The organism is Serratia sp. BNK-10 (assembly GCF_047456065.1).
Lineage (GTDB): Bacteria > Pseudomonadota > Gammaproteobacteria > Enterobacterales > Enterobacteriaceae > Serratia > Serratia ureilytica.
The window spans coordinates 3230480-3252018 of the sequence record NZ_CP179894.1; the positions used below are offsets into that span (position 1 = coordinate 3230480).

At 61.0% G+C, this 21539-nt stretch carries 20 protein-coding genes; 12 read left to right on the forward strand and 8 right to left on the reverse strand.

Going from position 1 to position 21539, the window contains the following annotated elements:
• Positions 1-229: 229 nt before the first annotated feature.
• The 3 genes from ACMGG9_RS15600 to sbcB all read left to right on the forward strand — a co-directional run bounded on the left by ACMGG9_RS15600 (position 230) and on the right by sbcB (position 2197).
• Positions 230-436 carry a hypothetical protein gene (locus tag ACMGG9_RS15600; RefSeq protein ID WP_046896373.1) on the forward strand — a complete coding sequence of 69 codons (207 nt, stop codon included), beginning with the start codon at positions 230-232 and terminating at the stop codon, positions 434-436.
• Positions 437-490: 54 nt separating this feature from the next.
• Positions 491-679 carry a DNA polymerase III subunit theta gene (locus tag ACMGG9_RS15605; protein WP_033643787.1) on the forward strand — a complete coding sequence of 63 codons (189 nt, stop codon included), beginning with the start codon at positions 491-493 and terminating at the stop codon, positions 677-679.
• Positions 680-769: 90 nt separating this feature from the next.
• The gene (gene sbcB, locus ACMGG9_RS15610; protein ID WP_142075793.1) at positions 770-2197 is read left to right on the forward strand and encodes an exodeoxyribonuclease I; all 1428 of its coding nucleotides are present in this window, start codon (positions 770-772) and stop codon (positions 2195-2197) included.
• Between the two features lie 70 nt (positions 2198-2267).
• Here the strand turns inward: sbcB and ACMGG9_RS15615 are convergent, their stop codons facing one another.
• Together ACMGG9_RS15615 and ACMGG9_RS15620 are read right to left on the reverse strand one after the other, a co-directional pair.
• On the reverse strand, positions 2268-3635 hold the full coding sequence (locus ACMGG9_RS15615; RefSeq protein ID WP_025303526.1) for an APC family permease: 1368 nt from the start codon (positions 3633-3635) through the stop codon (positions 2268-2270).
• 535 nt (positions 3636-4170) lie between these two features.
• Positions 4171-5589 carry a glutamine synthetase family protein gene (locus ACMGG9_RS15620; RefSeq protein WP_414161550.1) on the reverse strand — a complete coding sequence of 473 codons (1419 nt, stop codon included), beginning with the start codon at positions 5587-5589 and terminating at the stop codon, positions 4171-4173.
• Here ACMGG9_RS15620 and ACMGG9_RS15625 point away from each other — a divergent pair.
• The 6 genes from ACMGG9_RS15625 (at position 5503) to ACMGG9_RS15650 (ending at position 12436) form a co-directional block, all read left to right on the forward strand.
• Positions 5503-5787, forward strand: a complete 285-nt coding sequence (locus ACMGG9_RS15625; RefSeq protein ID WP_308383592.1) for a hypothetical protein — start codon at positions 5503-5505, stop codon at positions 5785-5787. The genes ACMGG9_RS15620 and ACMGG9_RS15625 overlap by 87 nt on opposite strands.
• A 197-nt stretch (positions 5788-5984) precedes the next feature.
• Positions 5985-6542, forward strand: a complete 558-nt coding sequence (gene puuR / locus ACMGG9_RS15630) for an HTH-type transcriptional regulator PuuR (RefSeq protein WP_016927000.1) — start codon at positions 5985-5987, stop codon at positions 6540-6542.
• A 155-nt stretch (positions 6543-6697) separates the two neighbouring features.
• Positions 6698-8209 carry a sugar ABC transporter ATP-binding protein gene (locus tag ACMGG9_RS15635; protein WP_414161551.1) on the forward strand — a complete coding sequence of 504 codons (1512 nt, stop codon included), beginning with the start codon at positions 6698-6700 and terminating at the stop codon, positions 8207-8209.
• Positions 8206-9201 (forward strand): ABC transporter permease, encoded by a 996-nt coding sequence (locus tag ACMGG9_RS15640; RefSeq protein ID WP_042785047.1) that lies wholly within the window; start codon positions 8206-8208, stop codon positions 9199-9201. Before ACMGG9_RS15635 ends, ACMGG9_RS15640 begins: the two co-directional genes overlap by 4 nt.
• A 244-nt stretch (positions 9202-9445) precedes the next feature.
• Positions 9446-11434, forward strand: coding sequence for a ligand-gated channel protein (locus tag ACMGG9_RS15645; RefSeq protein ID WP_414161552.1), 1989 nt, complete (start codon positions 9446-9448; stop codon positions 11432-11434).
• 78 nt (positions 11435-11512) lie between these two features.
• Positions 11513-12436 carry a siderophore ABC transporter substrate-binding protein gene (locus ACMGG9_RS15650; RefSeq protein WP_414161553.1) on the forward strand — a complete coding sequence of 308 codons (924 nt, stop codon included), beginning with the start codon at positions 11513-11515 and terminating at the stop codon, positions 12434-12436.
• 32 nt (positions 12437-12468) lie between these two features.
• On the opposite strand, the gene ACMGG9_RS15655 is transcribed toward ACMGG9_RS15650, so the two are convergent.
• Positions 12469-13257 carry an ABC transporter ATP-binding protein gene (locus ACMGG9_RS15655; RefSeq protein WP_033643795.1) on the reverse strand — a complete coding sequence of 263 codons (789 nt, stop codon included), beginning with the start codon at positions 13255-13257 and terminating at the stop codon, positions 12469-12471.
• Positions 13254-14336, reverse strand: coding sequence for a FecCD family ABC transporter permease (locus tag ACMGG9_RS15660; RefSeq protein ID WP_033643796.1), 1083 nt, complete (start codon positions 14334-14336; stop codon positions 13254-13256). The genes ACMGG9_RS15655 and ACMGG9_RS15660 overlap by 4 nt, the downstream gene beginning before the upstream one ends.
• A gap of 369 nt (positions 14337-14705) precedes the next feature.
• Here ACMGG9_RS15660 and ACMGG9_RS15665 point away from each other — a divergent pair, with 369 nt between their 5' ends.
• Positions 14706-15806: a GGDEF domain-containing protein gene (locus ACMGG9_RS15665; RefSeq protein ID WP_033652543.1), complete on the forward strand. Its 1101-nt coding sequence runs from the start codon at positions 14706-14708 to the stop codon at positions 15804-15806.
• A 45-nt stretch (positions 15807-15851) separates the two neighbouring features.
• On the opposite strand, the gene ACMGG9_RS15670 is transcribed toward ACMGG9_RS15665, so the two are convergent.
• The 3 genes from ACMGG9_RS15670 to ACMGG9_RS15680 form a co-directional block, all read right to left on the reverse strand.
• The gene (locus ACMGG9_RS15670; protein WP_033643798.1) at positions 15852-17330 is read right to left on the reverse strand and encodes an amino acid permease; all 1479 of its coding nucleotides are present in this window, start codon (positions 17328-17330) and stop codon (positions 15852-15854) included.
• Between the two features lie 221 nt (positions 17331-17551).
• Positions 17552-18418 carry a DNA-binding transcriptional regulator YeiE gene (gene yieE / locus ACMGG9_RS15675; RefSeq protein ID WP_021505917.1) on the reverse strand — a complete coding sequence of 289 codons (867 nt, stop codon included), beginning with the start codon at positions 18416-18418 and terminating at the stop codon, positions 17552-17554.
• Between the two features lie 99 nt (positions 18419-18517).
• A complete protein-coding gene (locus ACMGG9_RS15680) occupies positions 18518-18715 on the reverse strand; it encodes a hypothetical protein (RefSeq protein ID WP_033643799.1) in 198 nt (65 codons plus the stop codon).
• A gap of 193 nt (positions 18716-18908) precedes the next feature.
• Between ACMGG9_RS15680 and ACMGG9_RS15685 the strand changes: the two genes are divergently transcribed.
• Both ACMGG9_RS15685 and nfo read left to right on the forward strand, forming a co-directional pair.
• Entirely contained in the window at positions 18909-19982 is a 1074-nt protein-coding gene (locus ACMGG9_RS15685) for a YeiH family putative sulfate export transporter (RefSeq protein ID WP_033652542.1), read from the forward strand.
• A 98-nt stretch (positions 19983-20080) separates the two neighbouring features.
• On the forward strand, positions 20081-20920 hold the full coding sequence (nfo, locus tag ACMGG9_RS15690; protein WP_033643802.1) for a deoxyribonuclease IV: 840 nt from the start codon (positions 20081-20083) through the stop codon (positions 20918-20920).
• Positions 20921-20937: 17 nt separating this feature from the next.
• Here nfo and ACMGG9_RS15695 read toward each other — a convergent pair whose 3' ends face one another.
• Positions 20938-21531: a DJ-1/PfpI family protein gene (locus tag ACMGG9_RS15695; RefSeq protein ID WP_080273400.1), complete on the reverse strand. Its 594-nt coding sequence runs from the start codon at positions 21529-21531 to the stop codon at positions 20938-20940.
• Between the last annotated feature and the right edge of the window lie 8 nt (positions 21532-21539).

Sequence of the window (21539 nt, forward strand, 5' to 3'; positions counted from 1 at the left end):
GAAGATTGTATCTGCGGATAATTAAACAATTATTAAATAGAATTACGGCGCCCTTAAACACTTTTCTTAATATTATCTTAAGGAATCTTTTGAAACATCCATCATGGGTTTAGTAACAAAAGAGTCGGGACAAGATTACGATTAATCCCTACTGTTTAAATACCATTGATGTAACCCCTGATTTAATTTAATGGTCAATGTTATTTCTCTTAGCGTCCGTGGAGGACTTATGACCTATAACCAAAAAATCTGGTTGGGGGTTTTGCTGCTATGCACCCTGTTTTGGGTGGCGGTGATCGGCGGCGCCTGTTCGCTGTATCAACGCGTGGATCGCTTCCAGGCACATCACGCAGAGAGCGAGTTCGCCGCCCGCCACAGCCAGGCGCCTTGCGCGCAACCCGGCGCTCAGGCGTCGACTGCCCCCCGGAATGGGTAGGGACAATATCCGCTAACGATCCTATTATGCCCTAAGGTTAACAGGGAGATAACGATGGCTCGAAAGCTGGATAGCTTACCGCAGGCGCAACGCGAGAAAATAGAAACCGATTTGCTGGCCATCAGCGTGATCTACAACGAACGCTACGGCATCGCCTCCACTCAGGCGGAAACAGAACAACAGGTCCCCGACCACCTGCTCCCCTACTTTCATCAACGGCTGAACTATTATCGCCGTGCGTAATTGCGCGCATTTCGCTAACCGCCGCTTGGCATCGCTCCCCACGCCGTTACAATAGAGGCATATTGTATCCGCCACTGAAGAGACGCGATTTTGAGCAGCAAGGCAACGGCCACATTTTACATTCACGATTACGAGACCTTCGGCAAGAGCCCGTCGCTGGACCGCCCGGCGCAGTTCGCCGGCGTGCGCACCGATATGGATTTCAACATTATCGAAGAGCCGCTGGTCATCTACTGCGCCCCGGCCGACGATTACCTGCCGGAACCGGAGGCGGTGATGATCACCGGCATCACGCCGCAGGTGGCGCGCGCCAAAGGCGTTAACGAAGCCGAATTCACCCGCCAAATCCATCAGGCCTTCAGCGTGGCCGGCACCTGCATTCTCGGTTACAACAACATCCGCTTCGATGACGAAGTGAGCCGCAATATCTTCTATCGCAACTTCTACGATCCCTACGCCTACAGCTGGCAAAACGGCAACTCGCGCTGGGATCTGCTGGATGTGATGCGCGCCTGCTACGCTCTGCGCCCGGACGGCATCGTTTGGCCGGAAAACGAAGACGGTTTCCCCAGCTTCCGCCTGGAACACCTGACGCGCGCCAACGGCGTCGAGCACACGCAGGCTCACGATGCGATGTCGGACGTTTACGCCACCATCGCCATGGCCAAGCTGGTCAAGCAGGCGCAGCCGCGGCTGTTCGATTTCCTGTTGCAGCACCGCAATAAACACAAGCTGAACGCCCTGATCGACGTCGCCGACATGACGCCGCTGGTGCACGTCTCCGGCATGTTCGGCGCGGCGCGCGGCAATACCAGCTGGGTATCGCCGCTGGCCTGGCACCCGGACAACAAGAACGCGGTGATCATGTGCGATCTGGCCGGCGACATGACGCCGCTGTTGACGCTGAGCGTCGAGCAGCTGCGTGAGCGGCTGTACACCCGCCGCGACGATCTGGCGCCGGATCAAGCGCCGGTGCCGATCAAGCTGGTGCACATCAACAAATGCCCGGTGCTGGCGCCGGCCAAAACCCTGCTGCCGGAGAACGCCGAGCGGCTGGGCATCGATCGTCAGGCGTGCCTGCAAAATCTGCAGCTGCTGAAACAGCATCCGGAAGTGCGCGAGAAAGTGGTCGCGTTGTTCGCCGAAGCCGAGCCGTTCAAAGGTTCCGAGGACGTCGACGCCCGCTTGTACGACGGTTTCTTCAGCGACGCCGACAAGGCGGCGATGAGGATTATCCAGCAGACCAAGCCGCAGAACCTGCCGGCGCTGGATCTGGCCTTCAGCGACGGCCGCATGAAAGAGCTGCTGTTCCGCTTCCGCGCGCGCAACTACCCGAATACGCTGGACGACGCCGAGCAGCGCCGCTGGCTGCAACATCGTCAGGAAGCCTTGAGCGCGGAGCGCGTGCAGAGCTATCTGCTGCAGCTCGAATCGCTGTATAACCTGCACGAAGGCGACAAAGAGAAAACCGCCCTGCTGAAAGCGCTGTTCGATTACGGCAAAGAGTTGGTGGGATAAAATCCGCCGCAGCAGAAAAGGAAAAGGCCGCGAAAGCGGCCTTTTTTGTGGCTGAGGAGACGGCTCGCGCTTAGGCGGCGTCTTCGCTCGCTTGCGGCACCGGCAGACGGAAGCTGCGGGTGACGAAGGCCAGGTAGATCAGGCCGATGGCCGCCCAAACCAGACCCAGCGTCATCGAGCTGGCTTCCAGGTTGATCCACAGCGCGCCGACGGTCAGTGCGCCCATCACCGGCAGGATCAGGTAGTTGAACGTGTCCTTCACGGTGCGGTTCATCTTATCGCGAATATAGAACTGCGAGATCACCGACAGGTTAACGAAGGTGAAGGCCACCAGCGCACCGAAGTTGATCAGCGCGGTCGCGGTCACCAGGTCAAACGACACCGCGGACAGCGCGATGGCGCCTACCAGCAGCACGTTCAGCGCCGGGGTACGCCACTTCGGATGCACATAGCCGAAGAAGCGAGTCGGGAACACGCCGTCGCGGCCCATCACGTACATCAGACGCGAAACGCCCGCGTGCGCCGCCATGCCCGACGCCAATACCGTCACGCAGGAGAACACCAGGATCACCGACTGGAAGAATTTACCCGCCACGTACAGCATGATTTCAGGCTGCGACGCGTCCGGATCCTTGAAGCGCGAAATGTCCGGGAAGTACAGTTGCACGAAGTAAGACACCACGATAAAGATGATGCCGCCGATCAGCGCCGTCAGGAAGATGGCTTTCGGGATCACTTTTTCCGCGTCTTTGGTCTCTTCGGACAGCGAGCTGATGCCGTCGAAGCCCAGGAACGAGAAGCACAGGATGGTCGCGCCGGTAATCATCGGCACCACGTGAGCGTTATCGGACCAGAACGGGCGGCTGCTGACCAGCGTACCGGCGCCTTCGCCGTGGTAAATGCCGTTGATCACCAGGCCGAGGAACACGATCATGATCGCCACCTGCACCACCACGATGATGGAGTTCAGGTTAGCCACCAGCTTGATGCCGCGCAGGTTGAAAATCGTCATCAAGCCGACCAGCACCGCCACGAAGATCCAGGACGGTACGCCCGGGAAAATCGCTTCCAGGTAAATCTTGGCCAGCAAAATGTTGATCATCGGCATGAACAGGTAGTCCAGCAGCGATGACCAGCCCACCATAAAGCCGACGTGCGGGCTGATGGCTTTCTGGGCGTAGGTGTAGGCGGAACCGGCGGAAGGGAACTTCTTCACCAGCTTGCCGTAGCTCAGGGCGGTAAACAGGATCGCCAGCAGAGCGAAGGCGTACGCGGTCGCGACGTGACCATCGGTCAGGCCGGATACGATGCCGAAGGTATCGAAAATGGTCATTGGCTGCAGGTAAGCCAAGCCCATCATCACTACCGGAACTAAAGTCAGGGTTTTACGCAGCTGAGTGCGCTGAGCCGGAGCGGCGTTGATGGTGTTATCGGACATTGTTCAGCCCCCCCTTACCTTGAGCCTTGCGGATGGCGGACACGCCAAGACTTAAGGTTGCGGGGAAACTTCGCAACGAGCGACTTAATTCTAAAAGAAGGGGGTTGTAAGCTGGATAACGGGTCGAGGTAACCTCGGCTGCTCCATAGTCGCTGCGGCCACAGCGGAAACCGGCGGGCACCGGCGCTAAAGTGAAAAATTGCCCCATCTTTCTAATCCTCATGAGTCACGACCATAAAGTTTTGTTTGATCGTGCACGAAACTATTTATCTATCCGGATCGGTGTCCGGCCTCGCTTGGTGTATGAAACGCTACGTTGGTAAAACATAATGCAAAAAAAATAACCGACGCTTTCAAAACGTCGGCTATCTGCATTTGAGATATTTTGCACCAGAATGCCTCCGAATGACAAGATCCGGAAACCCTCAAATACAAATTCTTTTTGTCGATCGCACGCAAAACCAGCCCGGCAGGCGAATTAATCCGCTGCCGGCAGGCCAGTCGCCCGCACATACCTCTTACTTTATACGCCTATTCAGGCATTTTTCAACATCCAGTCGATCTCGGTTTCCGTCACTCGCCGTTCAAACTGCAGCAGTTCGTCGGTCTTGCAGGCGTGATAAACGCGGGTGAAACGCTCGCCGAGATAGTGCGTCAGCGCGTGCTGATGTTCAAACTCGTACAGCGCGTCGCTCTGGCGGATCGGCAGCGGCAGCCCCTCTTGCTCCAGCCCGTTGCCGGTCACCGGCTCAGGCAGCGGCAGTAGGTTGTCCAGCCCGTACAGCATGCCGGCCAGGATCGCCGCCATCACCAGATACGGATTGGCGTCGGCGCCGGCCACGCGATACTCCACCCGATGGTTCTCCGGTTCGCCGCAGGGAATGCGCAGCGCCACGGTGCGGTTATTGTGGCCCCAGGCGGCCTGGATCGGCACATACATCCCCGGCTGGAAACGCCGATAGGCATTGACGTTCGGCGCCAACAGCGCCATCGACGCCGGCATCAGGGTGATCATCCCGGCCAGCGCCTGTTTCAAGAGCGGCGAATCCTCGCCTTCGCCGTCGGCGAACAGGTTGTTGCCCGCATCATCCTGCATGCTGACGTGCACGTGCATGCCGCTGCCGGCGTAATCCTCATAGGGCTTGGCCATAAAGGTGGCGTGCATGCCGTGGTTCTCGGCCACCAGCCGCACCAGCCGCTTCAGCGCCAGCGCGTGGTCGCAGGCCTGCAAGATATCGTCGGTATGGCGCAGGTTAACCTCGAACTGCCCTGGCGAGGCCTCCGCCACCGCGCCGTCCGCCGGCAGCCCCTGCAGCTTCGCCAGCGCGTCGATATCGTTCAGCACCTCGGCGAAATGGTTCAGGTTATCGACGGAGTACACCTGGCTTTGGGTGTTGCGCTCCTGCGTGCCGGGCGCACACGGCGGTTGCAAATCGCCTTCCGCGTCGCGCTGCCGATCGATGAGATAAAACTCCAGCTCTACCGCTGCCACCGGGAACAAGCCGCGCTGTCGCAGCGCCTGCCACACGCGGTTCAGCACATTGCGGGGTTCAACGTCAAAGGGAGTGCCATCTTCATCCAGCATGGTGAGCAGCACCTGGCCGATGTGCTGCGGATCGGCCGCCGACGGCGTCAGCGAACCGGGCACCGGCAGGCATACGCGATCCGGTTCGCCGAGTTCCTGCCCAAGGCCCGCCTCCTCCACCACGTTGCCGAGGATGTCCATAGCGAACACCGACGCGGGGAAGTAGCTGCCTTTTTCCAGTTTTTTCAACCCTGAGACGGGTATGCGTTTGCCGCGGAAGGAACCATTGAGATCGGTGAGAAGGATATCGATATACTGCGTGGCGGGATGGCGTTCCAAATAATGAGCGACCTCATTTTGGAACGCGCTACTTCGCCTCTCTTCATGATGCTGTGCAAAATGTTCAACTGCTGCGCTATTGGTTTGCATACGTCACCCGCCATTATGCTCTTAAGGCGCATTGGCGCCCGTCCGCCGTTCGATTCAACACATGATTGGATTTCTCGCCAGGTCGCGCCGCTGCCGGGCGCTCAAAATAACATCCACAACATGAAACATAGTCTTAACAGAATGGGTTTGCAAATGTTACAATCCTGTTTGATTATTCGCCACCGGCTGCTAAATTGATAAAATATTGACCGAAAAGGCCTTGCCGCCATTTTCACGTCAACTATTTTGTCCGCCGCGCCGACGGTGAGCATGGGCAATATATTTTCCAAACCTACCCTAACTACCGATATCATGCAGCATCGTTATCGACCAGGCAGGCGCCCGATACCGATCGTCATTTCTGCCTGTCGCCCTTACCAGAAGGAAGTACCGCTATGAGCGAAGCCAGCTTGGCACCGGGCAAACGCCTGTCGCAGATCCGCCAGCAATTGGGTTTGTCGCAGCGCCGGGTCGCCGAACTGTCCGGGTTAACCCACAGTGCGATCAGCACCATCGAACAGGACAAAGTCAGCCCGGCCATCAGCACGCTGCAAAAGTTGCTTAAGGTGTATGGCCTGTCGCTGTCGGAATTCTTTGCCGAACCGGAGGCCGTCGACGAGCCGCGCGTGGTGATCGACGCCGAGGATCTGATTGAGATCGGCAGCCAGGGGGTGTCGATGAAGCTGGTGCACAACGGCAGCCCGACGCGCAACCTGGCGATGATGCTGGAAACCTACCAGCCCGGCACCACCACCGGCGAAAAGATCAAACATCAGGGCGAAGAGATAGGCACCCTGCTGGAGGGCGAGATCGTGCTGACCATCAACGGCCAGAGTTACTGCCTGACCGCCGGTCAGAGCTACGCCATCAACACCGGCATTCCGCACAGCTTCAGCAATACCTCGGCGCGCATCTGCCGCATCGTCAGCGCACACACCCCCACCACCTTCTGACCGTTTATCGCTCCGGCGCAGCCTGACGCGGGTTGCGCCCCTGCCCGCCCACGCTTTTCATCGCCGTTATGCCATTTTGTTGGTTGCCAACGGCGCAATCTGTGTTACAACAGAGCAAAACAGCCATCTAAACATCTAAACGGCCTCACTACGCAATGTCAACCGCAACGCCTTCGCGCCTCGAGATGCGCAATATCTCGATCGCCTTCGCCGGCTTCAACGCGCTGCAGGACGTGGACTTCACGCTGCACGGCGGCTCAATCCACGCGCTGGTCGGCGCCAACGGCGCGGGCAAGTCGACGCTAATGGCGATCCTCTCCGGCACCCACGATCACTACCGCGGCGAGATCCTGATCGACGGCCGGGCGGTGGAAATTCATTCCCCGCTGCAGGCGCGCCGCCACGGCATCCACGTGGTGCAGCAAGAAGTCGATGTCGCGCTGATCCCCACGCTGTCGGTGGCGGAAAACATCATGCTGGACTGGCTGAACGAACCGGGCCACTGGCTGAACTGGGCGGAACTGCACCGCCGCGCCGCACAGCTGCTGCAGCAATGGGCGCTGCCGCTCAATCCGCGCAGACGTCTGGCGGACTGCACGCTGGCGGAAAAACAGCAGGTGCTGCTGGCGCGCGCGCTGTCGCACCGCTGCCGTTTTCTGGTGCTCGATGAACCGACCGCGCCGCTCGATCGCGCCGAGAGCGAGCGCCTGTTCAACGTGGTGCGCCGCCTGCAATCCGAAGGCATCGGCATCGTATTCATTTCTCACCGCATCCACGAACTGAGCGACATTTGCGATTGGCTGACGGTGCTGCGCGACGGCCGCCGCGTCAGCGAAGACGCCATGCGCGGCCTCGGCGGCGAACAGATCGTCGAGAAAATGCTCGGCCACCGGCTGGACGACATTTTCCCGCCGCCGCGCCCGCCGCACGCGGAGCGTACGCTGCTGCAGGTGGAGGGCTTGCGCGATCGCCATAAGCTGCGCGACGTTTCGCTGCGGCTGCATGAAGGCGAGATCCTCGGCATCGCCGGTCTGGCCGGGGCCGGGAAAAGCGAGCTGTGCAAGGCATTGTTCGGCGCCGGCGCCGCGCAGCTGGAACGCGGCGAACTGCGCGGGCAGCCCTGGGCGCCGCGTGCGCCGCATCTGTCGGTCGAACAGGGGCTGGCGCTGGTGCCGGAAGAACGCCGCAAAGAAGGCATTTTTATCGATGAGGCGATCCCGATGAACCTGAGCGTCAGCGCCGATGACAGCTTCTCGCGCTGGAGCCTGTTCAGCCGGCGGCAAGAGCTGCGCTGGGCGCGCGAGATCATGCAGCGTCTGAACATTCGCGCCTCCGGCCCGCAACAGCGGCTGGCGCGCCTGTCCGGCGGCAATCAGCAAAAAGTGGCGATCGGCAAGTGGCTGCGCGGCGACGCCGACGTGCTGATCTTCGATGAGCCGACCAAGGGCGTGGATATCAAGGCCAAACAGGAACTGTTCAGCCTGATCGACGGCCTGGCCCGCGCCGGCAAAGGCGTGATTTACGCCTCCGGCGAGTTCGCCGAGCTGGTTGGCCTGTGCGATCGCATCTGCGTGCTGTGGGACGGCCGCATCGTGGCGGAGCTGAACGCCGCCGATACCGACGAAGAAACCTTATTGCTTTATTCCACCGGAGGAACCCCTGCGTGAGTAAAGAATTTGCCTTGCGGCCTGCGCTGCCCTGGCGCCAACAGCTGTTTGATTTCCTCTACAAGTGGGGCATGCTGCTGACCGTCGCGGCGCTGGTCGCCCTGTTTGGCCTGGCGTCGGACAACTTTCTCGATGCCAACAACATCATCAATATCCTGCGTTCGATCGCCATCGTGACGGTGATCGCCATCGGCGTCTCTATCTCGCTGTCGGTCGGCGGTTTCGATCTGTCGGTCGGCTCGACCGCCTCGCTGGCCAACGCGCTGGTGATTTCCCTGTTCGTCTGGCACGGGTTCGGCACCGCCGGCGCCATCGTGGTGACGCTGTTGCTGTGCACGCTGGTCGGCCTGTTCAACGCCCTGCTGATCGTGGTGCTCAAAATCCCCGATATGCTGGCGACGCTGGCCAGCCTGTTCGTGATCCAGGGCGTGGCGATGACCTACAGCTACGGCGGCTCCATCACCCAAAACATGGTGCTGCCGAATGGCGACATGGCGGAAGGCCTGATCCCGGAAGTGTTTTCCGCCCTCGGCCAGGTGCCGGTGATCGTGCTGATCATGCTGGCGGTCACCGTGGCGGTGCAGCTGTTCCTGTCGTTGACCAAGCACGGCCGCCGCATGTACGCCATCGGCGGCAACCCCGAGGCGGCGCGCCTGTCGGGCATTCGCACCGTACGTTACAGGGTTGCCGCTTACGTCATTTCTTCCTGGCTGGCGGCGCTTGGCGGCATCCTGCTGGCGTCACGTATCGGCTCTTCGCAGGTCAACGCCGGCGGCGGCTATCTGATGGATGCGGTGGCGGCGGCCTACATCGGCTTCTCGCTGGCCGGCTCCGGCAAACCCAATGCGCTCGGCACCCTGATCGGCGCGGTGATCCTCGGCGTGCTGCAAAACGGCCTGGTGATGCTGTCGGTGCCCTACTACGCCATGGACATTATCAAAGGCCTGGTGCTGGCGCTGGCGCTGGCCATCACTTACATCCAGAAACGCTGATCCTCCCCGGCGCACATCCGCTGCGCCGGTTTTCCCTTTAATTCATCCGGTTACTCTTTCCCGCCAGAATAACAAGCATACAAATGATATGAATTATCATTAGCGTTTACATTAAGTAAAAAATCCTTACAATACCCTCACGCAACGCTGACGAAGCACCGGATTTCTCAGCGAACGATGAATAATTTCATTAGAAATTCAATTGGTTAATTACTTTCACTTCAATCCAGGAAAGGTTTACCTCATGGAAACGCCACGTTACAGCAAGCTCGCCGCCATGGTCATCGCCTCGCTCAGCGCCACCGCCGCGCTGGCCGCGCCGCAGACTGACGCCCAGGACACCATGGTCGTCACCGCCTCCGGCTTTCAGCAAAAAATTCAGGACTCCGCAGCTTCCATCTCAGTGATCCCGCGCCAGCAAATTGAAGATAAAGCCTATCGCGATGTGACCGATGCGCTGAAAGACGTGCCGGGCGTGGTCGTCACCGGCGGCGCCAGCAGCAGCGACATCAGCATCCGCGGCATGTCCTCCAAGTACACGCTGATCCTGGTGGACGGCAAGCGCGTTGACACCCGCGGCACCCGGCCGAACAGCGATAACGCCGGCATCGAACAGGGCTGGCTGCCGCCGATGGAAGCCATCGAGCGCATCGAAGTGGTGCGCGGGCCGATGTCTTCGCTGTACGGTTCCGACGCCATGGGCGGCGTGATCAACGTCATCACCCGCAAGACTTCCCGCACCGAGTGGAAAGGCTCGCTGCACGGCGACGCCACCCTCCAGGAAAACCGCGATTCCGGCGATCTGTTCCAGACCAACGCCTACGCCTCCGGCCCACTGATTGAAGGCCTGCTCGGCGTGCGGGTCAACGGCCTGCTGTCGCGCCGCGCCGAAGATAAAATCGCCAACGGTTACAACGAACAGCGCATGCGCAGCGGCACCGCGGTGTTCACTCTGACGCCGGACGAGAAAAACGAATTCGACTTCGAAATCGGCCGCTCGCTGCAGGATCGCAACAGCACGCCGGGCAAATCGGTGGCGGCGGAGCGCTGCAGCAAAGGCAAGTGCAAACCTACCTCTCGCAGCGAAAATCTCTACACCCGCACCAACTACGCGCTGACCCACAACGGTTATTACGACTTCGGTAACTCCACCAGCTACGTTCAGCGGGAAGAGACCAATAACCCGGGCCGCAAGATGAAGATGTACAACACCATCTTCAACACCCAGAACCAGTTCGAGCTGGGTGCCCACATGCTGAACCTCGGCGGCCAATACCGCTATGAGAAACTGGGCGACAGCGGCAACCAGCTGAGCTCGGCGCAAGACGTCAACCAGCTGACGCGCTGGAGCTGGGCGCTGTTCGCCGAAGACGAATGGGCGCTGACCAACGACTTCAGCCTGACCAGCGGCATCCGTATGGATCGCGATCAAAACTTTGGCAGCCACTGGTCGCCGCGCATGTACGGCGTCTGGCACCTGACCGAACAGTGGACGATGAAAGGCGGCGTCTCCGCCGGCTATCGTTCGCCGGATCTGCGCCAATCCTCCGCCAGCTGGGGCCAGGTCACCGGCGGCGGCGTGCGTAACGGCATCATCGTCGGCAACCCGGATCTGCAGCCGGAGAAGAGCCTGAGCGAAGAGATCGGCCTGATGTGGGATAGCCTGAAAGGCGTCAATGCCGGGGTGACGGTCTTCAACACCGACTTCAAGAACAAGATCACCGAAGTGCGCCGCTGCGAAGACACGCCGGACTGTAAGATCGGCAATGACGTCTACGACTTTATCAGCGATCGCGTCAACGTCGACAAAGCCAATATGCGCGGCGTAGAGGCCACCTTCGGCTGGCAGATCAATAAAGACTGGAAGTGGAACACCAATTACACCTACACCGCTTCCGAGCAGAAGAGCGGCGAGTTCCAGGGCAAGGCGCTGAACCAGATGCCTAAGCACATGATCAACACCGTGCTGGACTGGCAGGCCACGCAAGACCTCAGCCTGTGGTCGCGCGTTAACTTCCGCAGCCGCACCTCAGACTACCTGAGCCGCACGTCGATGGAGACCAGCACCCCATCCTACACCTTCGTCGATGCGGGCCTGAGCTACCAGGCGGCGAAAAACCTGCAGCTGACCGGCGGGGTCTACAACATTCTCGACAAGACCGTGGATTACGATCACTACCGCACCACGCTGGACGGCCGCCGTTACACCGTCGGCATGACCTACAACTTCTGATGCCCCCGGGCGCGCGCTGCGCGCCCTTTTCATTCCATCACCGAGAGGAAGCCCCATGAGATTACGCCGCTCCCCCTGATGATCGCCCTGCTGGCCGCGATGGCGCTGGCGGGTTGCCACAGTAAAACCGACGCACCGGCGGCCTCGGCCACCGTCAACGTCCAGCACCTGAACGGCAGCACCGAGGTGAAGAAGCACCCGCAGCGCATCGTGGTGCTGGATTACGCCTCGCTGGAAACGCTGCAGCTGCTGGGCGTCGAGCCGCTGGCGCTACCCGGCAACCGTAAGAACTTGCCGGATAGCCTGAAGCGCTATCAGGATGACAAATACCTCAATGCCGGCACCCTGTTCGAACCGGATATGGCCGTGCTGCGCGCCGCCAAACCGGATCTGATCCTGATCGCCGGCCGGGCGTCCAAAGCCTATGACGAGCTGAACGCGCTGGCGCCGACGTTGAACATGTCCGTCGATCAGCAGGATCAGTTGGGCAGCCTGAAACAGCGCACCCGCCAGCTGGGCGAGCTGTTCGATAAACCGCAACAGGCGCAGGCAGCGATCGATAAGCTGGATGCGCAGATAGCGGCGGTCAAACCGCAGGCCGCCCAGGCCGGACGCGGGCTGGTGGTGCTGTTCTCCGGCGGCAAGATCAGCGCTTACGCCCCCAAGAGCCGTTTCAGCTTCGTCTATGACGCCCTCGGCTTCTCGTCCGCGCTGCACTCCGATGAAAAAGACGTGCGCGGCAATAAGCTGACGCCTGAGCAGGTCGCCAAACTGAACCCGGACTGGCTGTTCGTCATCGACAGAGATGCCGCGACCGGTCGGCCGAACGCGGTGGCGCCGCAGAAAATCCTCACCGGCACCGCGCTGAAGAAAACCACGGCGGTGAAAAAAGGCCAGGTGGTTTACCTGCCGGCGGCCGAGGTCTATCTGTCCGGCGGCATCGTCACCGCCCAGCACGTCGTCGAACGCGTGAGCGAAGCACTGAACCGCGCTGCGCGATAAAAAAAGCCCGGTGATGCCGGGCTTTTCTTGGACTATATCGTCGGCTGGTTCACCAGACCGTCTATCAGCACCTGCGGCGTGCCCTGCGAGCAACGCTCGATGCGCCCGCGCACGCCATAGACCCGCGCCAGGCTCTGCGGCGTAATCACCTGATCCGGCGCGCCGTCGGCGATCAGATCGCCATCCTGCAGCATCAGCACGTGGTCACCGTGACGCAGCGCAATGTTGATGTCATGCACCACCACCACCGTCACGATATCGCGCTTGCGGGTTTCGCGGCGCACCAAATCCATCACGTGGAACTGGTAGTTGAGATCGAGCGCGCTCAGCGGCTCATCCAGCAGCAGCAGCGACGGCTGACGGATCAGCGACTGCGCCAACCCCACCAGCTGTTTCTGGCCGCCGGACAGCTGATCGAGATAACTCAGCGCCAGGTGGGCGATGCCCAGCTGTTCCAGCAAAGCCATCACTTCCGCTTCGCTGCCGGCGTTGCTGCGGCCGCCCGAGGCGCGCTGCGCCACGATGATCGACTCCAGCACGTGCAGATGCACTCCGGCGGGCAGCGACTGCGGCAGGTACACCACTTTCTCCGCCCGACGGGCGAACGGCATCTGCATCAAATCGCCGTCGTCCAGCCACAGCTTGCCCTGCGCCGGGTTCAGCCCGGCCAGCGAGCGCAGCAATGTCGATTTGCCGCTGCCGTTCGGCCCCAGCAACACGGTGATTTGCCCGCGCGGCAGCATCGGCACCGAGAGATTGTCAATCACCTGGCGTTTCGGGTAACCCGCCGAGAAGTTTTCTATCCGTAACCCCTGGCTCATACGTTCCCCCGGTGGCGCAGAATAATGCTCAGGAAGAACGGCACCCCGACCAACGACGTCACGATCCCCACCGGGATGATTACCCCAGGCACCAGGTTTTTCGACGCCACCGAGGCCATCGACAGCACCAGCGCGCCAATCAGCGCACTGGCCGGCAGGTAGAAACGGTGATCTTCGCCGAAGATCATGCGGGCGATGTGCGGCGCCACCAGACCGATAAAGCCGATCGGCCCGACGAAAGCCACCGCCAGCGCCGAGAGCATGCTGATGCGCAGCAACGTGGTCAAACGCAGCCGACGCACGTCGATGCCGAAGCTCACCGCCCGGTCTTCCCCCAGACGCAGCGCGGTCAGTTTCCACGAGCTCATCATCGACAGCGGCAGCAGCACGGCGAACACCCCGAACAGAATGCCCAGTTTGTCCCACGAGGCGCGCGCCAGGCTGCCCATGGTCCAGAACACCAGCCCCTGCAGCGTATCCTCGCTGGCGATGAACTGCATCATCGAGACCAGCGCGTTGAAGGTAAACACCAGCGCGATGCCGAACAGCACCACGCCGGAGGTGGCGACCCGCGTCCAGCGCGTGATGCCGTCCAGCATCAGCGCGGCGAACAGCGCGAAGATAAAGGCGTTGGCGGAGATGAACCACTGATCGGGGATCCCCGGAATGCCGATGCCGAGCACGATCGCCAGCGCAGCGCCAAAGGCCGCGGCGGAAGACACCCCAAGGGTGAAGGGGCTGGCCAGCGGGTTATTCAGGATGGTCTGCATTTCCGCCCCGGCCAGGCCGAGCGCAAAGCCCACCACCACCGCCATCAACGCATAGGGCAAGCGGATGTCCCAGACGATCACCCGCGTGCCGGCATCGGCCGCGGCGGGATCAAGCAGCGTTTGCCATAAGGACGACAACGACAGGCCGGACGGCCCCATGGTGAAATCCAGCAGCAGCGAGCCCAGGATCGCCAATGCCAATACGCCCATCATCAACAGGCGATGGCGAAGAATATGCTGATAACGCCCCATCACGCCGGCGTCGGGTTGCCCCTTGGCTTCAGTCATGGGATCGGTGGATACGCTCATTAGTTAAGATACCTGTTGCAACCATCATGACAGCGGCGCGAAAGCGGCCGCCGTGAACCGAAAAGTGTGCGGCAGCAGCCTGCTGCACAGCCGTTAACAATAAAACAAACGATAATACTTATCAATCATATCAATAGGTGAAAACGGCGTTGTCGAAATGTAATAATTTGTTTTTTATCGCCATTTTTCAAACCACCACGCTTTCCCCCGCCAACGGCCAGTAGGTTAATTATTCTGAAAATTCTTCCTGATCCGACCAGACTCTGACAAATAACGGCAAAACCACATAGAATCCAAAATCACAGCACCGCGCGTGCAAAAAAACTTCAGGCCGCCGCAAGAGCGGCCTTATTGATTGACGAGGCTGTAATGAGAAGTCCATCTCCGGCGGTAACGCCCAAACGCCCGGCGCTGCTGAACTGGCTGTTATACAGCCCGCTGCACGCCGATGACGAGCCGTTTCAACGCCAGCTGCGTCTCACGCTGACGCCCTCTCCTCTCACGCCCTGGCTGAATGCCGCAGGGCCGGCCGCGCTGCTGGCGGGGTACGCCTGGCTGGTCCAGCGGCCGCTCGGCATCGGTTTGCTGCTGCTGCTGTTGTTGTTGACCGCCGGGCGAGCCTGGCTGGCGCGCCGGCGTCAACCGGCCTGGCCGAACGCCATGCTGGTGACGGTGCTGCTGTGGGCGCTGCTGGTCGGCGCCAGCGCCGCTCTGGCGATGCTCTCGGGCCGCTTTGTCTTAATGCTGTTCGCCGGCCTGACGATCACCGCCCTGGCCTGCTGGCTGATGCAACGCCACGCCGCCGCCCCGCGCTTCGCGCTGCTTGAGGTGATCGCGCTGACGCTGCCTTACCTGCTGGCGGCGCCGCTGTCGCGCGTGCAAAACCTGTTTGTCCTGGCGGACCTCGCGCCGCTGTGGCTGGTGCTGGCCCACGGCATGATCGCGCGCTACCACCGCCAGCTGGTGCAGCACGTCACGCTGGCGTGGGAGAAGCAGCAGGCGTCGCACCGCGATCGCCTGACCGGCTTTCTCAACCGCGCAGGCGGCGAGGCGGTGATGCGCAGCATCTGCCGTCCCGGAACGGCGCAGCCGATCTCCCACCTGTTCATTCTTGAATTCGGCCCGCTGGCGGCGCTCTACCAAAGCCACGGCGTCCAGATCGGCGACGACGTGCTGCGCACCGTCGGCGAGCGCCTCAAGACGCTGATCCGCCCCAGCGACTATATCTGCCGCTATACCGGCGGCCAGTTTCTAATTCTGGTGCACGATCTGCCCTACGGCGCGGAAAGCGAGTTTCTGGCGCGCATTGTGCCGCCGCTGGAGGCGCCCTACGATTTTGGCGCGTTCGGCGAGGTGAACATGCAGCTTAACGCCGGCATTGTGGCGCTGACGCAGGATTACGCGACGGTAGAGAGTTTGATGAGCTCGGCGCAGCAGGCGCTGGCGGAAGCCAAAGGCGGGAAAAAGTAAAACAAAACGCGGCGGGAGCCCCCGCCGCGTGTCACTCACCGAAAATTACTTCACGTCCATCTTCGGGAATTCCATCTCGCTGTACTTCACGACACGGGTGCCTTGCGACAGCTTGTAACCAAACCAAATCAGCAGGAACAGCGGAATACCGATGTAGGTCGCGGTCACGCCGTACCAGTCGATCTTGTCTTGCAGGAAGGCCTGGTAGTTCTGCCCCAGGGTGATGATCAGACACAGCACGAAGGCGAAGATCGGCCCCAGCGGGAAGAAACCGGAACGGTACGGCAAATCGTTCAGATCGCGCCCCTGCAGCATGTAGCCGCGACGGAAACGGTAGTGGCTGATGGCGATGCCCAACCAGGCGATGAAACCGGTCATGCCCGAGGTATTCAGCAGCCACAGGTAAACCGACTGGTTACCGAACATCGACGTCAGGAAGCACAGGCCGGCCACCACGCAGGTCGCGTACAGCGCGTTGCGCGGCACGCCGCCTTTCGACAGCTTGGCGAAGATGCGCGGCGCCTTGCCTTCCGAAGCCAGGGTGTACAGCATTCGGGTCGACGCATACATGCCCGAGTTACCGGCCGACAGCACCGCCGTCAGGATCACCGCGTTCATCACCGCCGCCGCCGACAGCAGGCCGGCATGTTGGAACACCAGCGTGAACGGGCTGACGCTGATGTCTTTCACGTCGTTGCGCAGCAGGCTCGGATCGGTGTACGGAATGATCAGGCTGATGATCAGAATGGCGAAGATATAGAACAGCAGGATACGCCAAAATACCTGACGCACCGCGCGCGGGATGTTTTTACCCGGGTTTTCCGATTCGCCGGCCGCGATGCCGATAAGTTCGGTGCCCTGGAACGAGAAGCCGACGATCATGGCCACGCCGATCATCGCCGAGAAGCCACCGGCAAACGGCGCGTCTCCTATTGTCCAGTTCTGCCAGCCGGCATGCTCGCCGCCCTTCAGAATGCCGACGATCATCATCACGCCGACGGCGATGAAGATAATCACGGTGCTGACCTTGATCAGCGCGAACCAGTATTCCGCCTCGCCGAACCCTTTCACCGAAATGTAGTTCAGCAGGAACATCAGGCCGAGGAACAGCGCGCTCCAGATCCAACCCGGGGTGTCCGGGAACCAGTAGCTCATCACCAACTGCGAGGCCACCAGGTCAACGGCGATGGTCACCGCCCAGTTGTACCAGTAGTTCCAGCCCAGCGCGAAGCCGAAGCCTTCTTCTACGTATTTGGCGCCGTAGGTGGAGAATGAACCGGAGACCGGCATAAAGGCCGCCAGTTCGCCCAGGCTGGTCATCAGGAAGTACACCATCAAACCGATCAGAGCGTAAGACAGCAGCGCCCCGCCGGGGCCTGCCTGAGAAACCGTGGCGCCCGAGGCGACGAAGAGGCCGGTGCCGATGGAGCCGCCGATGGCGATCATGGTCAAATGCCGGGCTTTCAATTCACGGCGCAATCCGGGTGCTTGCTGCCCCGATGTTTTTATATCCTGCTGAGCCATTCGTTCCCTATCTATCTGCTCTTCGAAAAATGAGGGCGGATTGTAACAAATACCCGCCGGTGAACTAGCAACATTGCACCGATATAAGATAGCTTCATAATTCAGAGGCAATTATTAGCTGCGGCCCTTATAGCCTTACTTACTCTCATTAATGTGAGCGGGCGCAGGTTTTTATGCTTTTTCCGGCCTGCGCGGCAGCAGAGGGCTTGACGTGCCGCCGGTTACAGCACGCAATAGCTGAGAAAACGTTGCAACGCGTTGGAGACGTGCTTTTGCCGATGGCGGATCAGGTACAGGGTGCGGCGCAGCGGCGGCAACGGCACCGGCAGTTCCACCAGCGCGCCGCTGGCCAGCTGTTCCGCCACCACCCGCCGCGACAGGCAGCTGATGCCGATGCCGTGCCGCACCGCATGCTTGATCGCCTCCGAGTTGCCCAGCTCCATCACCAGCTGGAAGTGCGGCAGATGCGCCAACAGCAGATGGTCCAACACCTCACGGGTGCCGGAACCGCGCTCGCGCAGGATCCACGGCGCATTGGCCAGCGCCTCCAGCGTCGGCGGTTGACGGGTCAGCGGGTTATCCGGCGCGGCGAACACCACCAGCTCGTCCTCCAGCCACGGCTGCGTCACCAGCTCCGGCATATGGCAAGGCCCTTCGATCAGCCCCAGATCGACGCGAAAATCCGCCACTGCCACGATTACGTCCTGGCTGTTGCCGACGTTCAGCTCCAGCGGCGTGGCGGGAAAATCCCGGCGGTAGCGGGCGATCATCTCCGGCAGCATGTAGTTGCCGATGGTGCTGCTGGCGGCGATGCGCAACGCCCCGCCGTCATGGCGAAACAGCTGCTCTATCTCCCCCGCCTGTTCCAACAGCGCCAGCGCCTTGGGATACAGCAACCGGCCGTGCTCGTTGATCACCAGCCGTTTGCCGACGCGATCGAACAGCTGCACGCCCAGCTGCCCCTCCAGATCCGCCAGCGCCGCGCTGACCGCCGACTGCGACAGCGCCAGCACCACCGAGGCCTGCGTGGTCGAACCGCTTTTCAGCACTTCGGTAAAGACTTCCAGTTGACGCAACGTGATATGCATAGCTGTCCCGGTATTGAAAGAAGGTTCTGCCAGAGAACCCCCAACATGGTGTTGTGGGCAGCCCGGCCAGGCTACCCTGTTTGCGGCCAGATCGGCGCGCTATTTGCCCAACGCGACCAGCTGCGCCGCCGCGGCCAGCACCGGCTCTCGCGGCGTGCCGGTTTCGTCCCGCAGTATCAATTGCAGCATCGCCGCGAGATGGTCGCGGTCGATCGCCTTGTTTTCTTCAATCAACCGCCGCACCGCGCGGCCCACTTCCTGATCTACCTGCTCTCTGCGTTGATCGTCGGTATCCATCGCCTGCTCCTGTTAGTTGAAAATTGACGGCTGGCTCGCCGCTCCTCCACACCCTAGCCGCAATGCGGCGTTATGCCAATGGCTGACCACATACCACTTATTCAGATAGGTTATAAATATATAATCAATTTCTCTTTTATTCAGCCCAAACGTACTCTTGACCGCAAGAAACAGACTGAAGGACTGACTTTATATGGCGACTGATACCACTCACACTTACCCCGAGCGACGCTTCCCGCTGTTCGGCCTGCCGCGGCTGGTGCCGGGGCTGGCGCTGACCGGCGCGCTCACCGCGCTGGCCGTCTGGGCCGGCGACATTCCCTGGGTGGCGGAGCTGGGGCTGGGGGCGCTGACGCTGGCGATCCTGCTCGGCATTCTGGTGGGCAACACGCTGTACCCCCGCTGGCAAACCGTTTGTCACAGCGGCGTACAGCTGGCCAAACAGCGCCTGCTGCGTCTGGGCATTATCCTTTACGGCTTCCGGCTGACCTTTCAGCAGATCGCCGACGTGGGCGCCAGCGGCATCATCATCGATGCGCTGACCCTGATCACCACTTTCCTGCTGGCCTGCTGGCTCGGCAAGAAAGTGTTCGGCATCGACAGCCAAACCGCGATACTGATCGGCGCCGGCAGCAGCATTTGCGGCGCGGCGGCGGTGATGGCCACCGAGCCGGTGCTGAAGGCCGACTCCAGCAAAGTGGCGGTCGCGGTCTCGACCGTGGTGGTGTTCGGCACCCTGGCGATCTTCGCCTATCCGTGGCTGTATCAGTTGAATGAACACTTCCAGTGGCTGCCGTTCAGCCAGGAAACCTTCGGCATCTACGCCGGCTCCACCATCCACGAAGTGGCTCAGGTGGTCGCCGCCGGGCACGCCATCGGGCCGGACGCCGAAAATGCGGCGGTGATCGCCAAGATGATCCGCGTGATGATGCTGGCGCCGTTCCTGCTGCTGCTGTCGGGCTACATCAGCCGCGGCAGCGCAGGCAAGGCGGAAAAATCCGCCATCACCATTCCGTGGTTTGCCGTGCTGTTTATCGCCGTCGCTGGGCTGAACTCCTTCAACCTGCTGCCGGCCACGCTGGTGCGGCACCTGATCACCGCCGACACCTGGATGCTGGCGATGGCGATGGCGGCGCTCGGGCTGACCACCCACATCAGCGCCGTGCGCCAGGCCGGGATGAAACCGATTCTGCTGGCGACGCTGCTGTTCGTCTGGCTGCTGGTCGGCGGCGGCGCGATAAACCAACTGGTGCAACACCTGCTGTAATCTCCCTCGGCGGCCCGCTTCGGCGGGCCGCCGCTTTTCGCCATTCAATCCGCCCGCCATCAATGCCATAATGTCACCGATAACACAGGAGAATGAAGATGAAGTTTGTCGGTGCACATGTCAGCGCGTCAGGCGGCGTGGATCAGGCGGTTATCCGCGCGCACGAATTGGAGGCGACCGCGTTCGCCCTGTTCACCAAAAATCAGCGTCAATGGAAGGCCGCCCCGCTGGCCGCCGACGTGATCGATAAGTTCAAGAGCGCCTGCGCCCAGTACGGTTACGGGCCGGGGCAAATCCTGCCGCACGACAGCTACCTGATCAATCTGGGGCACCCGGTAGCCGACGCGTTGGAAAAATCGCGCGAGGCGTTTATCGACGAGCTGCAGCGCTGCGAACAGCTGGGGCTGACGCTGCTGAACTTCCACCCCGGCAGCCACCTGCTGCAAATCGACGAAGATAAGTGCCTGGCGCGCATCGCCGAATCGATCAACATCGCGCTGGATAAAACCGCCGGCGTGACGGCCGTGATCGAGAACACCGCCGGCCAGGGCAGCAACCTGGGCTTCAAATTCGAGCACCTGGCGGCGATCATCGACGGCGTCGAAGACAAAAGCCGCGTCGGCGTTTGCATCGACACCTGCCACGCCTTCGCCGCCGGGTACGATCTGCGCACCGAAGAAGAGTGCGAGCGCACCTTCAAGCAGTTGGGCGACATCGTCGGTTTCAACTACCTGCGCGGCATGCACCTGAACGACGCCAAGAGCGAGTTCAACAGCCGCGTCGACCGCCATCACAGCCTGGGGGAAGGCAACATCGGCAAAACGGTGTTCAGCTACATCATGCGCGATCCGCGTTTCGACAACATCCCGCTGATTCTGGAAACGGTAAATCCGGATATCTGGGCCGAAGAGATCGCCTGGCTGAAGGCGCAGCAGTAACCCCCCTGGCCGCTCGCTTAAGCGCGAGCGGTTTCCCCCACCGCGTGCTCCGCCGCCAGCATGGCGCCGAACTGACGCAGCGTTTCTTCATCCAGGCCCGCAGCCCTGAACACCGCGGTGGTAAAACTGACCGGCGCCGATCCCGGTGACGTAATGACGCGGTCATCCACAACGGCGACGGCGCTCGCAACGTAATGGCGCTGCCCGCTGTAGCCCGCAACGTTGCGCGTCAAGAACTCGGCATCGTTGGAGGTATGCGCCCTGCCGTTCAACAGGCCGGCCCGCGCCAACGCCAACGTCCCGCCGCAAATACCCGCCAGGGTCGCGCCGCGTTGATGCTGCTCGTTGAGCAACGCGCGGATATCCGGCGCCCGTTCGGTTTCCCACAGGGTGCCGCCGACCACCACCAGCACCTCGGGGCGCCAGTCCGCCAATTCGGCCACGCCGTGAGCAACGTCCACCGTCAACCCGCCCTGTGAACGAAGCGTTCCGGCCTGCGGCGCAAAAAACGCCACATCCAGCCCATAAAACGGGCCGCCAACGCCGGCAATCAGCGCGTATTCCCAATCGGCGAAACCGGATGTCAGTACGATCGCCACTTTTTTAGCCACTGATGAAT

Bases quoted from the DNA above. Each gene is read 5' to 3' on its own strand.
- ACMGG9_RS15600 (WP_046896373.1), top strand. From the start codon at position 230: ATGACCTATAACCAAAAAATCTGGTTGGGGGTTTTGCTGCTATGCACC.
- ACMGG9_RS15605 (WP_033643787.1), top strand. From the start codon at position 491: ATGGCTCGAAAGCTGGATAGCTTACCGCAGGCGCAACGCGAGAAAATA.
- ACMGG9_RS15615 (WP_025303526.1), bottom strand. From the start codon at position 3,635: ATGTCCGATAACACCATCAACGCCGCTCCGGCTCAGCGCACTCAGCTG.
- ACMGG9_RS15625 (WP_308383592.1), top strand. From the start codon at position 5,503: ATGAGCGACCTCATTTTGGAACGCGCTACTTCGCCTCTCTTCATGATG.
- ACMGG9_RS15620 (WP_414161550.1), bottom strand. From the start codon at position 5,589: ATGCAAACCAATAGCGCAGCAGTTGAACATTTTGCACAGCATCATGAA.
- puuR (WP_016927000.1), top strand. From the start codon at position 5,985: ATGAGCGAAGCCAGCTTGGCACCGGGCAAACGCCTGTCGCAGATCCGC.
- ACMGG9_RS15635 (WP_414161551.1), top strand. From the start codon at position 6,698: ATGTCAACCGCAACGCCTTCGCGCCTCGAGATGCGCAATATCTCGATC.
- ACMGG9_RS15645 (WP_414161552.1), top strand. From the start codon at position 9,446: ATGGAAACGCCACGTTACAGCAAGCTCGCCGCCATGGTCATCGCCTCG.
- ACMGG9_RS15650 (WP_414161553.1), top strand. From the start codon at position 11,513: ATGATCGCCCTGCTGGCCGCGATGGCGCTGGCGGGTTGCCACAGTAAA.
- ACMGG9_RS15655 (WP_033643795.1), bottom strand. From the start codon at position 13,257: ATGAGCCAGGGGTTACGGATAGAAAACTTCTCGGCGGGTTACCCGAAA.
- ACMGG9_RS15660 (WP_033643796.1), bottom strand. From the start codon at position 14,336: ATGAGCGTATCCACCGATCCCATGACTGAAGCCAAGGGGCAACCCGAC.
- ACMGG9_RS15665 (WP_033652543.1), top strand. From the start codon at position 14,706: ATGAGAAGTCCATCTCCGGCGGTAACGCCCAAACGCCCGGCGCTGCTG.
- ACMGG9_RS15670 (WP_033643798.1), bottom strand. From the start codon at position 17,330: ATGGCTCAGCAGGATATAAAAACATCGGGGCAGCAAGCACCCGGATTG.
- yieE (WP_021505917.1), bottom strand. From the start codon at position 18,418: ATGCATATCACGTTGCGTCAACTGGAAGTCTTTACCGAAGTGCTGAAA.
- ACMGG9_RS15680 (WP_033643799.1), bottom strand. From the start codon at position 18,715: ATGGATACCGACGATCAACGCAGAGAGCAGGTAGATCAGGAAGTGGGC.
- ACMGG9_RS15685 (WP_033652542.1), top strand. From the start codon at position 18,909: ATGGCGACTGATACCACTCACACTTACCCCGAGCGACGCTTCCCGCTG.
- nfo (WP_033643802.1), top strand. From the start codon at position 20,081: ATGAAGTTTGTCGGTGCACATGTCAGCGCGTCAGGCGGCGTGGATCAG.